The 15,277-nt window shown below is 63.0% G+C and carries 13 protein-coding genes and 1 pseudogene; 7 read left to right on the top strand and 7 right to left on the bottom strand.

Translation table 11 applies throughout. From position 1 onward, the window contains the following. The first annotated feature begins 13 nt into the window (after positions 1-13). From QOV41_RS01860 to QOV41_RS01880, 5 genes and pseudogenes are all read left to right on the top strand, one after another. A complete protein-coding gene (locus QOV41_RS01860; RefSeq protein WP_284579148.1) occupies positions 14-1,075 on the top strand; it encodes an aldo/keto reductase in 1,062 nt (353 codons plus the stop codon). Then, positions 1,050-1,751 (top strand): fumarylacetoacetate hydrolase family protein, encoded by a 702-nt coding sequence (locus QOV41_RS01865; protein WP_415926737.1) that lies wholly within the window; start codon positions 1,050-1,052, stop codon positions 1,749-1,751. Before QOV41_RS01860 ends, QOV41_RS01865 begins: the two co-directional genes overlap by 26 nt. Beyond that, a complete protein-coding gene (locus tag QOV41_RS01870) occupies positions 1,751-2,839 on the top strand; it encodes an ATP-dependent DNA helicase (protein WP_284579150.1) in 1,089 nt (362 codons plus the stop codon). Before QOV41_RS01865 ends, QOV41_RS01870 begins: the two co-directional genes overlap by 1 nt. A gap of 186 nt (positions 2,840-3,025) precedes the next feature. Next, positions 3,026-4,885: pseudogene (locus tag QOV41_RS01875) on the top strand (cation:proton antiporter domain-containing protein); the annotation flags it as partial. 753 nt (positions 4,886-5,638) lie between these two features. Next, positions 5,639-6,076: an RrF2 family transcriptional regulator gene (locus QOV41_RS01880; protein ID WP_284579151.1), complete on the top strand. Its 438-nt coding sequence runs from the start codon at positions 5,639-5,641 to the stop codon at positions 6,074-6,076. An 8-nt stretch (positions 6,077-6,084) separates the two neighbouring features. On the opposite strand, the gene QOV41_RS01885 is transcribed toward QOV41_RS01880, so the two are convergent. The 6 genes from QOV41_RS01885 to QOV41_RS01910 all read right to left on the bottom strand — a co-directional run bounded on the left by QOV41_RS01885 (position 6,085) and on the right by QOV41_RS01910 (position 11,522). Beyond that, entirely contained in the window at positions 6,085-6,291 is a 207-nt protein-coding gene (locus tag QOV41_RS01885; protein WP_284579152.1) for a hypothetical protein, read from the bottom strand. Continuing rightward, entirely contained in the window at positions 6,292-7,146 is an 855-nt protein-coding gene (purU, locus tag QOV41_RS01890; RefSeq protein ID WP_284579153.1) for a formyltetrahydrofolate deformylase, read from the bottom strand. It abuts the gene before it with no gap. Positions 7,147-7,469: 323 nt separating this feature from the next. Continuing rightward, positions 7,470-8,279: an ABC transporter permease subunit gene (locus tag QOV41_RS01895; protein ID WP_284579154.1), complete on the bottom strand. Its 810-nt coding sequence runs from the start codon at positions 8,277-8,279 to the stop codon at positions 7,470-7,472. 1 nt (position 8,280) lies between these two features. Beyond that, on the bottom strand, positions 8,281-9,231 hold the full coding sequence (locus QOV41_RS01900; protein ID WP_284579155.1) for an ABC transporter permease subunit: 951 nt from the start codon (positions 9,229-9,231) through the stop codon (positions 8,281-8,283). Further along, positions 9,228-10,376, bottom strand: coding sequence for an ABC transporter ATP-binding protein (locus QOV41_RS01905; protein WP_284579156.1), 1,149 nt, complete (start codon positions 10,374-10,376; stop codon positions 9,228-9,230). The genes QOV41_RS01900 and QOV41_RS01905 overlap by 4 nt, the downstream gene beginning before the upstream one ends. A 54-nt stretch (positions 10,377-10,430) precedes the next feature. Next, entirely contained in the window at positions 10,431-11,522 is a 1,092-nt protein-coding gene (locus QOV41_RS01910; RefSeq protein ID WP_284579157.1) for a polyamine ABC transporter substrate-binding protein, read from the bottom strand. A 442-nt stretch (positions 11,523-11,964) separates the two neighbouring features. Between QOV41_RS01910 and QOV41_RS01915 the strand changes: the two genes are divergently transcribed. Both QOV41_RS01915 and QOV41_RS01920 read left to right on the top strand, forming a co-directional pair. Then, a complete protein-coding gene (locus QOV41_RS01915) occupies positions 11,965-12,912 on the top strand; it encodes a pseudouridine-5'-phosphate glycosidase (RefSeq protein WP_284579158.1) in 948 nt (315 codons plus the stop codon). Then, the gene (locus QOV41_RS01920; RefSeq protein ID WP_284579159.1) at positions 12,909-13,793 is read left to right on the top strand and encodes a carbohydrate kinase family protein; all 885 of its coding nucleotides are present in this window, start codon (positions 12,909-12,911) and stop codon (positions 13,791-13,793) included. The genes QOV41_RS01915 and QOV41_RS01920 overlap by 4 nt, the downstream gene beginning before the upstream one ends. Here QOV41_RS01920 and QOV41_RS01925 read toward each other — a convergent pair. After that, positions 13,790-15,184, bottom strand: coding sequence for a M20/M25/M40 family metallo-hydrolase (locus tag QOV41_RS01925; RefSeq protein ID WP_284579161.1), 1,395 nt, complete (start codon positions 15,182-15,184; stop codon positions 13,790-13,792). The two genes, QOV41_RS01920 and QOV41_RS01925, sit on opposite strands and share 4 nt — an antisense overlap. Positions 15,185-15,277: the final 93 nt, after the last annotated feature.

The following is a 15,277-nucleotide window of genomic DNA, read 5'->3' on the forward strand; positions in this document are numbered from 1 at the left end:
GGAGGAATGGCGGATGGAATACCGGTATCTGGGGCGTTCGGGCCTCAAAGTCTCCACCCTCACCATGGGCACGATGACGTTTGGCGGCTCGGAACGGGTGGGCCATACCGACCAAGCCAACGCCACCCGCCAGATCGACCTCTGCCTTGATGCAGGGATTAATCTGCTCGACACCGCTAATGTCTACAATGCCGGCGTTTCCGAGGAGATGATCGGCGTGGCGCTGGGCGAGAACGGGCGCCGGCAGCGGACGCTGGTCGCCACCAAGGTGCGCTTCCCCATGGGCGATGGCCCCAATGAAGGGGGCTTGTCGCGCCACCACATCATCGAGCAGTGCAAGGCCAGCCTGAAGCGGCTTAAGACTGACCATATCGACCTCTATCAGGTGCATGAGTGGGATGGCATGACTCCCATCGAGGAGACCATGGAAGCGCTCGATACGCTCGTGCGCCACGGTCACGTCCGCTATATCGGCTGCTCCAACTATTCGGGCTGGCACATCATGAAGGCGCTGAACGCGGCCGAGCGGCGCGGGGGCGAGCGCTTCGTCAGCCAGCAGATCCACTATACGCTCCATTCGCGGGAGGCTGAATACGAGCTGCTGCCCATCACCAAGGACCAGGGGCTGGGTGTGCTGGTGTGGTCGCCCCTGGGGGGTGGGCTGCTGTCGGGCAAATATCGCCGGGAAGGCGGGCCCGATACCGGGCGGCATGTCGGTGGGTTCCGGGAACCGCCGGTCTATGATTGGGAAAAGCTCTACGACATCATCGATGTGATCGTCGAAATCGCCGAAGCGCGCGGCGTGTCGGGAGCGCAAATAGCCCTCGCTTGGCTGCTAGGCCGACCCGGCGTGACCTCGGTCATCATCGGCGGGCGCAGCGAAGAGCAGTTCCGCGACAACATCGCGGCGGCCGAACTCAAGCTCAGCGATGAGGAACGGAGCCGCCTCGATGCGGTGAGCCAGCCGCCGCTGCTTTACCCCTATTGGCACCAGAGCTTCACCGCGCAGGACCGGCTGGGGCCGATCGACCGCGAGCTGATCGGCCCCTATGCCGAGGAATTCAAGCGTGGATGATTTCCTCTTCGCGCTGCCCAGTCCAGTGACGGTGCCGATTGCCCGCGGCGGGCTGTTTGCGGTCCGGCGCATCTATTGCGTGGGTCGCAACTATGCCGAGCACATCCGCGAGATGGGCAATGACGAGCGGGAACCGCCATTCTTTTTCGGCAAGCCAGCTGACGCCGTGCTTGTGGGTGGTGCGCCCATGCCCTACCCGCCGCAGACGGCCGACCTGCACCACGAGGTTGAGCTGGTGGTCGCGATTGGCAAGAACGGCGCAGACATTGCGCCTGAAGATGCCCTTGGCCACGTCTACGGTTACGCGGTTGGGCTGGACATGACGCGCCGAGATCTGCAGGCCACCGCGAAGAAAACGGGACGTCCATGGGAGATGGCCAAGGGGTTCGACCATTCGGCGCCGATTGGGCTGATCGAACCGGCAAGCCAGATTGGCCATCCCGAGCGCGGTGAGATCACGCTGTCGGTAAACGGCGCTGAGCGGCAGCGGGGCGATCTGGCCGACCAGATCTGGAACGTATCGGAGACCATTGCCCATCTGTCGCGCTTCGTGGCGCTGAAGGCCGGCGATCTTATCATGACCGGGACGCCCGCTGGGGTGAGCGCAGTGGTGCGGGGCGATGTGCTGGAAGGCACCATCGCTGGCATTGGCTCCGTGCGGACGACAATCGTCTGATGCCCGTCTGGTCACCGCAACAGGACGAGGCGCTGGTCGCCGTCTCGCGCTGGCTCAAGGATCGCAATGGCCCGCAGGTATTTCGCCTCTTCGGTTGGGCGGGGACGGGCAAGTCGACCCTGGCGGTGCATCTGGCGCAGGACGTCAAAAGCGTCAAATATGCCGCGTTCACCGGCAAGGCGGCGCTAGTGATGCGCCGGCGTGGGTGCAAGGGCGCCCAGACCATCCATTCGCTGATCTATACGCTGGTGAGCGAAAAGGAGGGCGAGCCACGCTTCGTGCTCGATGACGAGTCACCCGCGGCCGACGCCGATCTCATCGTCATCGACGAGGTCTCGATGGTGGACGAGCAACTCGGCAAGGACCTCCTGTCCTTCGGCACCAAGGTGCTGGTGCTGGGTGACCCGTTCCAACTACCGCCAGTGCAGGGGGCGGGATTTTTTACGGCTGACGAGCCGGACGTGATGCTGACCGAAATCCACCGGCAGGCAGCCGACAATCCAATCATTCGCCTTTCCATGGATGTGCGGGAGGGTGGCTATCTCGAGCGCGGCAGCTATGGGGATTCCCTGGTGGTCAGCCGCGAGAGCGTGGATCGGGATGCGGTGCTGCAGGCCGACCAGGTGCTGGTGGGGCGCAACAAGACACGCCTGCAATATAACGACCGGCTGCGTGAGCTGCGGGGCCTGCCGTTCCATGAGCCGGTGGTGGGTGACCGCATGGTTTGCCTCCGCAACAATCCGCGCAAGAAGCTGTTGAATGGGCAGATCTGGATCGTCACCGAGGTGACGCGGCGCAGCAATGGCAAGTTCTCGCTGCTCTTGGCCGACGACGAAGGCAAGGGCGAGACGCGCGTCCTCACGCACAAGGCGTTCTTCTCGGGTGAAGAAGACGCCATGAGCTGGCCCGAGCGACGGCAGTTCGACGAGTTCACCTTCGGCTATTGCCTCACCGTGCACAAAGCGCAGGGCAGCCAATGGGACAATGTCTATCTGTTCGACGAGAGCTTCGTGTTCCGCGAGGAGCGGGCGCGCTGGCTCTATACCGGCATCACCCGCGCGGCCGAGCGGATCACGGTCGTTTCCTAGGCGGCTAAGGGCGAGGCGGCCATAACAAAGCCAAACTTGACCCATCCGGTCGAGATGGTGACACGCTGCCATGCGCCGAATGGCTAAGCCATTCTATGGAAAGGACTGCTTGCCCCCTGCAGCAGGCTCCGCCATCTTGCCCAGCGCGATCCAATAGTTGCAGCAGACCCACCCGCCGGAGGCACCATGCATCACGATACCCCCCTGATCACGATGATCGTCGCGGGTTTGGTGCTGGCCTATATCTTCGGCATGGTGGCCAATCGGCTGCGCCTGCCGCCGCTGGTTGGCTATTTGCTGGCGGGCGTGCTGGTGGGACCATACACGCCGGGCTTCGTTGCCGACCAGGCGCTGGGCGCCGAACTGGCCGAACTGGGGGTGATCCTCCTGATGTTTGGCGTGGGCCTGCACTTTTCACTCAAGGACCTCCTCAGCGTGCGGGCGCTCGCAATCCCGGGGGCGCTGGTGCAGATCGCCGTCGCCACCCTGCTCGGTGCCGGGCTGGGCACGCTGCTGGGCTGGGGGCTGGGCGCCAGCGTGCTGTTCGGCCTTGCGCTTTCGGTGGCATCCACCGTCGTGCTGCTTAAAGCACTGCAGGACCGGCGGCTGATCGAGACGGAGCGCGGCCGTATCGCGGTTGGTTGGCTTATCGTTGAAGACCTCGCCATGGTGCTGGCGCTGGTGCTGGTGCCGGCTTTTGCGAGCTCCGCAGGCAGTGTCGCTGGAATCCACGACCCCTTTGTCTCGTTCGTCGAACGCGTGCTGCGGACAGATGTGGGGCTGTGGGGCGCGTTGGCGCTGACGCTGCTCAAGCTAGCCGCCTTTGCGGGCTTCATGATGATCGTGGGCCGCAGAGCCATCCCCTGGGCGTTGCACATTACGGCCCATACCGGCTCGCGCGAACTCTTCCGTTTGGCGGTGCTGGCGATCGCGCTGGGCGTGGCGCTCGGCTCGGCCGTGCTCTTTGGGGTGTCACTGGCGTTGGGCGCGTTCTTTGCCGGCATGATCCTGAGCGAAAGCGAGCTTAGCCATCGGGCGGCGCAGGAAACGCTGCCGCTGCGGGACGCCTTTGCGGTGCTGTTCTTCGTGTCGGTCGGCATGCTGTTCAACCCGGCCATCCTCGTCACCGATCCGCTGCCGGTCCTGGCGACTGTCTTCATCATCGTGGTGGGCAAGTCGCTCGCCGCCTTCGGCATCGTCCTCCTGTTCCGCCGCCCAGCGGGAACGGCCCTCACCATCTCCGCCTCCCTGGCGCAGATCGGCGAATTCTCCTTTATCCTGGCGAGCATGGGCGTTGCGCTGGCGATCTTTCCGCCAGCGGCGCAGGACCTGATCGTGGCCGGCGCGCTGATCTCGATCGTGCTCAATCCGGCGGTGTTCTGGGCAGCCGAACTGTTGCGGCCCCATGTGGAAGCCCGGGTGGCGCAGAGCCGGGCCGCACAGATGGAGCGGGACGGGGTGATCGAACCACCCATGACTGCCGCGGATGGGCCGGCACCTTCAGGGCCGCTGACGAGTGATGCACCCACCAACCCCGACTCCGTTCTCGGCGAAGACGAGGTGGCTGAACCGACCGAGCAGAAGGACCACACGGTGTTGGTGGGTTATGGACGGGTTGGCAGCGTGGTGGGCCAAGGCCTGCACTCCGCCAATAGTCCCGTCGTCGTCATCGAAGACTCCGACCATTCTATTGCCGCTGCCCGCGAGGCAGGGCTGGAAGTGGTAGTTGGCAACGCGGCAAGTGCCGAGGTGCTCAATCTCGCCAACGTGGCGGGAGCGCGAACGCTTCTTATCGCCATCCCTGACGGTTTCGAAGCGGGCAGCGTCTGCGAGCAGGGCCGCAAGCTGGGACCCGCCGTCCGCATCATCGCGCGGGCGCATTCGACCGACGAAGAGACGCATCTTCGTAGCCTGGGCGCTGACGTCGTCATCATGGGTGAGCGGGAAATTGGCCTGGGCATGCTGGCCTGGCTGCGCGGGGAGCGAAACGGAAACCGTCCGGAGGGAGATGCTCCCGCTGAACCCAAGCTACCGGTGAGCGATAACCTGCTGGCGCGTGCTGCCGTTGCTGTGCCCGCCCATGGTGAGCCCGTCAGCGCCGCCATGCTGGCCAAACCCCAAACGCCAGAAGATAATCTGGGCCTGGCGCAGAGCGATGGCACGGAGCCTCCGCTTGCTCCCGTTGCCCAGGAGCCCACAGTTCCCGATGGCGCGGCTGCGCCGGCGATGGACACGATTGCCATAGAAAGCCTGGCTGAGCCCACCGATGCTGAAGCTCCAGTGGCGCTGCACGATGCGGACGAGCCTAGGGTGGAGTTGGAAGACGCCGAGCAGCCGAAAACTTCGGCCGTGGGGGTCCTCGAACCCGATGAACCCTGGATGGAAGCGCCCGAGACGGACCAAGATGCCGAGGGCGGGGTCTCAGACACGATCGAAGTGGTCGAGGCGCCCGTCCTTGAGGCCGATCGAGGCGAGAGCACACCACCGGAGGAGGGTGAGCCCACGGAAGTCGAGACAGCGACTCCGCCGGCGGAGTTGGTCGAGGTGACGCAGCCGGGCGATGAAATCCCCGCCGCAGATGAAGGCACTGAAACGGCGGCGCCAGTTCCGCTGGAAGATGAGCAGCCCACCGCGGCGGCCGAGGCGGCAGAGCCCCAGTCACCCCTCGATGAACCTGGCCTGGATGGTCCGGAGCAAGATGCCGGGGAGCAGAGTGCCGAGGAGCCTGGCGAAGAGGCGAACGGCGAGAGCGCCGCGCCACCGGTATTGCCCGAGCGGAAAGACTAGCGGCGAAAGGGGATGATCTCACAAAAGGCCAAATATGCGCTGCGGGCGCTGGTTTCTCTGGCCCGGATCGGGCGAGGCGAAACCATGATGATCGGCGAGATCTCCCGGACCCAGGCTATCCCCAAGAAGTTCCTCGAGCAGATTTTACTCGAGCTCAAGCGGGCTGGCTATGTGGGCAGTCGTCGGGGACGGGCCGGGGGTTATGAACTGGTGGTGGCGCCCGAGCACATCATGTATGGCGAGGTGCTGCGCCTGATCGACGGCCCGATTGCGCCGCTGCCCTGCCTTTCAAAGATCGCCTATCGCAAGTGCGAAGACTGTAAGGACGAGGCCGCCTGCGAAATCCGCCATGTGTTCGAGCGCGTGACGCTAGCGACGCGGGCCGTGTTGGACCGCACGAGCCTGGCTGACTCGCTTCATCTCGAAGACCTGCCGGTGGATGCTGCCTGACCGCGCCCTTAGCGTCCGCCGACAAAGGCGAAGAAGGTGTCGGCCAAATTATCCAAGAGGACAGGATTGGTCCAGAGCACCAGGCCAGCAAGAACAATCGCGCACACCAGCACCAGCCCGAAAACCTTCTTGACCAGCGAAAACACCATCCAGGCGATCAGCAGGGCGGCAAAGCCCAGGCCGATCAGCAGGTAGTTGTCGGTTATGATTGGCACCTAGCCGAAGACCACCGTCTTGCGGCCATTGAGCATGACGCGGCTTTCCAGATGCAGTTTGACCGCGCGGGCCAGCACGCGGCTTTCAATGTCGCGGCCCGCGGCAACCAGATCGTCGGGGCTCATGGCATGGGTCACCCTGGCGGTCTCCTGCTCGATGATAGGGCCTTCATCAAGATCGGGTGTCACGTAATGGGCGGTCGCGCCGATGATCTTGACGCCGCGCTCATGGGCCTGGTGGTAGGGCTTGGCTCCTTTGAAGCTGGGCAGGAAGGAGTGGTGAATGTTGATCACCCGCCCGAAAAGACGCGTGGAGAGATTGTCCGACAGCACCTGCATGTAGCGAGCCAAGACGACAAGGTCGGCGCCGGTCTCCTTGACGATCGCCATGACCTGCTCTTCTTGCTGCGCCTTGGTGGTCGGCGTCACGGGCAGGAGGTGGAAGGGAATGCCGGCATCCTCGGCAATCTTTCTGGCCGCGTCATGGTTGGAGATGACGGCGGCGACTTCTGCGTCGAGCCAACCCACGCGGATCTGGTAGAGCAGGTGCAGCAGCGTGTGATCGAACTTTGAGACCATGATAATGATGCGCTTCTTGCGCGCCTCCTCAACCAGGGTGGTCTTCATGGAGAACCGCTCAATTGGGGACTTCAGTGCGCGTTCGAGGGCGTCGCGGCCGGCGCCTTGTGGGGCAGCAAAGGCGAGGCGCATGAAAAAGCGGCCGGTCTCGCGATCCCAGAACTGGTTGGATTCAGCGATGTTGGCATTGAGCGCCGCCAGTTCCGTTGTGACGGCGGCGACGATGCCGGGGCGGTCTTCGCAGGACAGGGTGAGGACGAAATTGGCCGAGGACATGAAGCACTCCGGAAAACTGGGCTTCGGTATCAATGGCTTGGCCCCTTCCGTCAAGGGCAAGCAAAAAGGGCTGCCCGATGGACAGCCCTTCCTGAGTTTCTTGGGCCCTGGAAGGCCGAAGGAGGTCGGTGTCTAGGCGGACACCTCCGCAGTTACAGACACCTGAAATCCAAAACCTTCTTCGAGAGCCGAAATCTCATAAGACACTGGATCACCTCCTTTGCATTCGTTGAACATGGAGGGAGCATGAACCCCTTCGTCCCTGCTGTCTAGTCACCGTTTTCTGAACGAAGATGAACAGAACTTGAGTGCTGATGAACGGCTTACACCCGCGCCTTTTTGGGGCGCGAGCGCAGTTGGACGATGGTGGCCGCGAAAACGCCGAGGGCCACAAAGCCGATGATGATGGTGGCCAGCGCATTGACATCGGGCGAAACACCCAGGCGGACCTTGGAGAAGATCACCATGGGCAGGGTGGACGAGCCCGGGCCCGAGACGAAGCTGGCGATCACGAGATCATCGAGCGAGAGGGTGAAGCCCAGGAGCCAACCCGAGACAAGGGCGGGTGCGATGATGGGCAAGGTGATGTCGAAAAAGACGCGGACGGGGGTAGCCCCCAGATCCTGCGCGGCTTCTTCGAGACTGCCATCGAAATCGGCGAGGCGCGACTGCACGACGACTGTCACATAGGCCATGCAGAAGGTGGTGTGCGCGATGATGATTGTGACCATGCCGCGGCCCGAAGGCCAGCCCAGGGTTGCCTCCATCGCCACAAAGAGCAGCAGCAGCGCCAGGCCGGTGATCACATCGGGCATGACCAGCGGGGCGGCCACGGTGCCCGCCAGCACCGTGCGACCGCGGAAGCGGCGAAAGCGGACCAGTGCTACGGCGCACAGTGTGCCGAGCACGAGCGCGATGGACGCGCTGAAAAACGCGATCTGCAGGCTTCGCCAGGCTGCGTCCAGCAGTTGCTGGTCCTGCAGAAGCTGGCCGTACCATTTGGTCGAAAAGCCGGACCAGACGGTGACCAGATTGCTTTCGTTGAAGGAGAAGATGACCAGCGACACAATCGGCGCGTAGAGGAACGCGAAGCCGAGTGCTGCCGCAATGGGGAGGAACCAGCCGCGCCGCATCTTAACGCTCCACCACGGCGTCTTGTGCCCGCTGCAGCAGCATGATGGGCACCACGACGACAATCAGCATGGCGATAGCGACGGCGGCGGCGCGCGGCCAATTGGTGTTGGCAAAGAACTCGTCCCACAGCACACGGCCGATCATCAGGGTAGAAGGGCCGCCCAGGAGCGAGGGAATGACGAACTCGCCGATAGCCGGGATGAAGACCAGCATGGAGCCGGCAATGATGCCGGGCATGGAGAGCGGCAGGGTTACCGAGAGGAAGGTGCGCACGGGCCTAGCGCCCAGATCGGCCGAGGCCTCGAGAAGCGAACCGTCGAGCTTCACCAGATTGGTGTAGAGCGGCAGGATCATGAAGGGGAGATAGGTGTAGACGATGCCGACATAGACGGCGAAATCGGTCTGCATCATCACCAAGGGCTCGACGCCGAAGAGGCCGAGGAACTGGTTGATGACGCCGTTGCCGCGCATGAAGCCGCTGAGGGCATAGACGCGCAGAAGGAACGAGGTCCAGAACGGCAGGATAACCAGCATGAGCAGAATGTTGCGCCAGCGATCGGGCGAGCGCGCGATGGCATAGGCCATGGGATAGCCAATGCACAGCGTGATGATGGTGGAGATCAGCGCGATGCGGATCGAAGAGAGATAGGCGGCGACATAGAGGCTGTCGGTGAACAGCAGGATGTAGTTGTTGAGGTGCAGGGTAAGCTGCACCGTGCCTTCCTCGGTAGTGAGGAGGGGCGTGTAAGGGGGGCGGCCGAACTGCTTAAGGGTCAGGGAAATGCCGAAGACCACGGCAAGCGGCACCAGAAAGAAGATCGCCAACCACAGCGCCGGCGCGGCGATGACCAGCGCCTTGCCGGAGAGACCAATGGCCGTAAGCCCGCGCTCGACCATGTTCCAGGGGCGGCGACGCGGTGGCGCGGGGTGTTCGGCGTCGAAACTGCTCATGAGGTCAGTACCGCTCCGGAGGTATCGCCCCAGGAGACATAGACCTGCTCGTCCCAGGTGATGGCATCGGGATTGCCGCGCACCGTGTTGGTTTGGGTGACCCGCAGGCGTTTGCCGCTATCGAGCACGATTTGGTAGACGCTCATATCGCCGAGATAGCCGATCTCCTCCACCATGCCCTTGGTGATGTTGGCTTCCCGGATGTTGAGGGGGCGCTCGCGGGTGAGGAGCATTTTTTCGGGGCGGATGGCCCACCAAAGGACCTGATCGGGCGCGCAGTCGACGCCATGGCCCACGAAGATGTCGCATCCCAGTTCGCTCGAGCGGATGCGTACATGGTCGGGCTCATCTTCCACGACGAAGCCTTCAACCATGTTGACCGAGCCAATGAAGCCGGCGACGAAGCGAGAATTAGGGTATTCGTAGATGTCAGTGGGCTCGCCGATCATGGCGATCTCGCCATAGTTCATGACGCCGATGCGAGTGGCGAGGGTCATCGCCTCTTCCTGATCGTGCGTCACGACAATGAAGGTGACCCCCAAAGATTCTTGGATCTTGACCAGCTCGAACTGGGTTTCCTCGCGCAGCTTCTTGTCGAGCGCGCCAAGGGGTTCGTCGAGCAGCAGCAGCTTGGGCCGCTTGGCGAGGGAGCGGGCGAGGGCAACACGTTGGCGCTGGCCACCCGAGAGCTGGTCGGGGCGGCGCTTGCCATAGTCCTGGAGCTTGACGAGGGTGAGGAGCTCGGCGACGCGGTCGGCGATCTCGCCCTTGGGCAGATGGTCGCGCTTGAGGCCATAGGCGATGTTCTGTTCCACATTCATGTGTGGGAACAGCGCATAGCTCTGGAACATCATGTTAACCGGACGATTATACGGAGCTACGCCGGTCATATCCTGGCCGTCGATCTCGATGGTGCCGGAGGTTGGCTCCTCGAACCCGGCCAGCATGCGCAAGAGGGTCGATTTGCCCGAGCCCGAGCCACCGAGCAGGCAGAACAATTCGCCTTTGAAGATGTCGAGCGACACGTCCGAGACAGCGAAAACGTCACCAAATTTCTTGGTGACGTTCTTGATGCGGACGAACGGCTTGGCGTTCGGGTCTCGCCAGGGACGGGTGTCGATGGCGATCTGAGGCTTCTTGGCCATGGCGGGACTCGAAAAGGCTGAAGGGGCGGCTTCCGGGCCGCCCCTTGCATAGATTTACTGGCCGGTTTTGATGCGGGTCCAGGTGCGGGTCAAGAGCTCTTCGAACTCAGGCGTGTGGGCCTGCATCACAAAGGCCTTCTCAATGGTCTCGGCGGGCGGGTAGATGCCCGGGTTGGACTTGACCTCTTCGTCCACGAACTCGAGTGCCGGCAGGTTGGGGTTGGCGTAGAACACGTAGTTGGTGATATCAGCCACGACCTCGGGCTCGAGGATGTAGTTGATGAACTTGTGAGCGTTCTCCGGATGCGGAGCATCGACCGGGATCGCGAGGAAATCGAAGAGAGTGGCAGCGCCTTCTTCGGGGATGAGGTAGTTCACCTCCACGCCCTGCCCAGCCTGCTCGGCGGCGTCCGAAGCGATGAAGATGTCACCGGAATAGCCGAGCGCCAGGCAGATTTCACCATTGCCCAGATCGTCGATGTACTGGGAGGAATTATAGTAGCGGATCGAGGGTTTGATGGAGTTCATCAGTTCCTCGGCCTGCGCCAAGTCTTCCTCGCTCTCGGAGTTGGGATCAAGACCCAGATAGTGCAGGGCAATGCCCATAACTTCTGAGGGGCTATCGAGCACGGCCACGCCGCAATCGGCAAGCTTACTGACGGTCTCTGGATCAAACAGCAGGTCCCAGCTCTGCGGCAACTCGTCGGTACCCAGCGCCTCGGCGACCTCGGCGACGTTGTAGCCCAAACCGATAGTGTTGATCATGTAAGGCACGCCATGAGCGTTGTCCGGGTCCTGCGCTGATGCAGTGTCCATCACGGCCGGATCGAGATTGCCCAGATTGGTGAGCTTGGACTTGTCGAGCGGCAGGATGAGGCCCGCCTGGATCTGGCGCTCAAGGAAATTGCCCGAGGGCACCACGATATCATAGCCCGAATTGCCGGCCAGCAGCTTGGCGTCGACGATCTCGTTGTTGTCGTAGACGTCGTAGTTCACCTTGATGCCGGTTTCGGCTTCGAAATTGGCGATGGTGTCTTCGGCAATGTAATCGGACCAGTTGTAGACGTTGAGGACCGGCTCTTCCTGGGCCAGCGCGGGGGCCGCGACCATGAGAGTGCCGAAGGCAAGGGCGAGCGATCTATTCATCTGGATTGAGGCTCCTGTTCGGGGTTTTTGTCTTTGCGACTGGTGAAGTGCGGCCGGCCGCAGAGTGGGTGTGCAGCCGGCAAGGGCTGCAAAGCAGGCTCAAGCGCCGGCGCTCATCTGGGAGTGCCCGTGCCATCTGGCGTGTGCGCTAGCGGTGCAGAAAACAAGCGCTGGAAAGCGCTGGATAACTCGGCTGACATGGACCCGTATCTGGGTGCGTATCGATCGGCGGACAGGGCGCGATCAACGATGTCGGTCTGCAGCGAAGTACCCTTTCCCGCTGGAGTTACTCAGGCAAACTAGAGGCAAAAGAGCTATACGACAAGGGACATGGCACCATGTTCTTGCGGGGGTTGACGCCCTGCGGCATCAGGGCGCAAAAACCCGCGCCGACCCAAGGCCGAGATCGGCCTTCTGCTCCTTTCAAGAAAGCTGTTTTTCCATGACTGCTAAGGCCTATCTTTCCATCAGCCCGGACGTGAAGAAGGCCCTGGCCGATGGCAAGCCGGTGGTGGCACTGGAAAGCACCATCATCACGCATGGCATGCCGTACCCGCAGAACCTCGAAATGGCCAAGAAGGTGGAAGGGATCGTGCGCGAGCATAGCGCGGTGCCCGCCACCATCGCAATCATGGATGGCCGCTTCTGCGTGGGAGTCTCCGGCGAAGACCTGGAGCGGTTGGCACTGGAAGGCCTTAAGGCCGCCAAGGCCTCCCGCCGCGACGTTTCTGCCCTTCTGGTGCAGGGGGTGATCGCCGGAACGACCGTGGCGACCACCATGCAGATTGCAGCCTTGGCGGGTATCCATGTGTTTGCCACTGGCGGCATTGGTGGCGTGCACCGCGGGGCCGAGGAGACTTTCGACATTTCGGCCGATCTCCAGGAACTGGGACGCACCCCCGTCGCGGTGGTTTGTGCCGGCGCCAAATCCATTCTCGACATCGCCAAGACGCTCGAAGTGCTCGAGACCAATGGCGTGCCTGTGCTGGGCTATGGCACCGACCAGTTCCCGGCGTTCTGGGCGCGCGAGAGTGGTCACAAGGTGGATCACCGGTTCGATGCGGCCGAGGATATCGCCAAAATCGTGGCCCTGCAGATCGATCTGGGGCTCGGTGGCGTTCTCGTCGCCAACCCGATCCCGGAAGAAGACGCACTTGATCCGGCCGCCATCGAGGCGCGGATTGCCGAAGCCATCGCAGGAGCCGAGGCGGAAGGGGTTTCCCGCAAGGAGCTGACGCCTTTCCTGCTCAAGCGCATCTTCGAATTGACCGGTGGCAAGTCGCTGCAATCCAACATCGCGCTGGTAGAAAATAACGCCAAGGTGGCAGCCCACATCGCCGTGTCCTTGGCCGGCCGGATGCCGGGCAAGCCGGCAGCGCGCCGCGCATGAACGACCGCGTCCTGGTCGTCGGCGACGTGATGACCGATGTCATCGTGGCGCCGGAGGGTCCGCTGGTGCATGGCAGTGATCGCCGAGCCAAGATCCGCAGCCGCCCGGGCGGGTCGGGTGCAAACCAGGCGGTGTGGCTGGGCGCCATGGCCACCAAGGTGGTGTTTGCCGCCCGCGTGGGCGCGGACGACAAGGCCATGTACGAGGAGTATTTCCGAAGCTTGGGTGTTATTCCTGCGCTGGCAGGGGATGCAAACGAGCCTTCCGGCGTACTGGTGACCATTCTTGATCCCGATGGGGAACGAAGTTTCCTCAGTGATCGGGGGGCCAACCTCCATTTGTGCAGCGCCGACTTGCCCGAGAGCCTTCTTGCCGAGATCGGCATGGTGATGGTGTCGGGCTATAGCTTTTTTGCGCCGGGCCCACGGGCTGCGGTGAAGAAGTTACTTGGGGCGGCCAAGGCGCGCGGCATTGCCGTGGCCATTGATCCCGCCTCGATCGGCTTTCTCGAAGAGGTTGGGGCCGCAGCTTTCCTGGAATGGACGGCGGGTGCCGACTGGCTCTTTGCCAATGAAAGCGAGGCCGAACTGTTGTGCGGCGAGGCCGATTTCGAGGCCTGCATGCGGTGCTTGGGCAACCGCTTCGCCAATGTGGTCATCAAGCGCGGACGCTATGGCGCGGCTCTGGGCGGCAAGGACGGCGCGCGCGTGGCGCTTTCGGCGCCGGTGGTAAACGTGGTGGATTCAACCGGGGCAGGAGATGCCTTCGCCGCCGGCTTCATCGCCGCGCACCTATCGGGCAAGGATGAAGCTACCGCCTTGGCGCAGGCCGTTGCCGCTGGCGCCAAGGCCGTACAAAAGCTGGGTGGGCAGCCGGACTAGCCGGCCAGCGCCGCCAGCACCCGCACCCAGGAGCGGATGCCGCGGTGGTAGCTTTCGAGGTCGTATTTCTCGTTGGGCGAGTGGATCTGGTCGTCCACATGAGCAAAGCCGATGAGGAGCGTGTCGAGCCCCAAGATCTTCTTGAAATCGCCCGCGACAGGGATGGAGCCGCCCGAGCCGGTAATCACGGCGTCCTTGTTCCACTCGGCGGAAAGACCGGCGAGGGCCTGGCACAGATGGGTGCCGTCGCTGGGGACGGTGATGGCTGGCGAGCCGCCATGGGGCGTGAACTTGACCGAACAATCGGCAGGCAGGCGTTCCTCGACATGCTTGCGGAAGGCGGCACGGATCTTGGCCGGATCCATGCCGGATACCAAGCGGAAGGAAATCTTGGCGCTCGCCTTAGCGGGGATCACCGTCTTGAAGCCGTCGCCGGTATAGCCACCGATCATGCCATTGATCTCGCAGGTAGGGCGGGCCCAGAGCATTTCGAGCACGGAGCGGTTCTGTTCGCCGGCGGGAACGGAGAGACCCACCTCGCCCAGGAATTTTGCCTCATCAAAGCCAAGGCTGGCCCATTGCGCCTTGAGCTCGGGGCTGATCTCGGCAACGTCGTCGTAGAAGCTGGGGAGGGTCACCGAACCATCGGGGGCGCGGAGCGAAGCAATGATCTCGGCCAGCACCTGGTTGGGGTTGCGCGCGGCATTGCCGAACATGCCCGAATGCAGGTCCTTGTTGGCGCAAGTGATCTCGATTTCGTCGGCGACGAGGCCGCGCAGCATGGTGGTGATCGAGGGCGTCTGGCGGTTCCACATATCCGTGTCGCAGACCAGCGCAATGTCAGCGGCGGCGAGTTCGTCGCGATGGGCCTCCATGAAAGGCGGCAGGTTCTTGCCACCGGACTCCTCCTCGCCCTCGAGCATCAAGGAGACCTTGACTGGCAGGGTGCCGGTCGCGGTTTTCCAGGCGCGGCAGGCCTCGATAAAGGTCATCATCTGACCCTTGTCGTCGGAAGCACCGCGCGCCACGATGATCTTGCGGCCGTCCGCCCCCTCCTTGAGCTGCGGCTCGAACGGATCGGAATGCCAGAGTTCTACAGGGTCGACCGGCTGCACGTCGTAATGGGCGTAAAACAGCACATGGGGGCCGGCCTGGTCGGTCCCGTGGCCAACCACGACGGGGTGGCCTGGCGTCGGCCGGGCGGCGGCATCAAAACCCAGCCCGGCCAGTTCGCTCACCAGCCAGTCGGCGGCCCGCTGGCACTCGGCGGCATAGGCCGGGTCGGTGGAAATGGACTTGATGCGAAGCAGTTCATAGAGCCGCTCGAGACTCTGCTCGAGCCCGGCGTCCACCTGGGCGAGAACGGCATCGACTTGGCTCTGAACTGGCATGGCGCGAATCCTTGCTTGGCGTTGGGCGGCACCTTGGCGCGGCGCTGCGTGGCTGTCCACCGCCCGAGAAAGTGTTATTGTATGACCAAGGCT

The organism is Devosia sp. RR2S18 (genome assembly GCF_030177755.1).
In the GTDB taxonomy this organism is placed as follows: Bacteria; Pseudomonadota; Alphaproteobacteria; order Rhizobiales; family Devosiaceae; genus Devosia; species Devosia rhizosphaerae.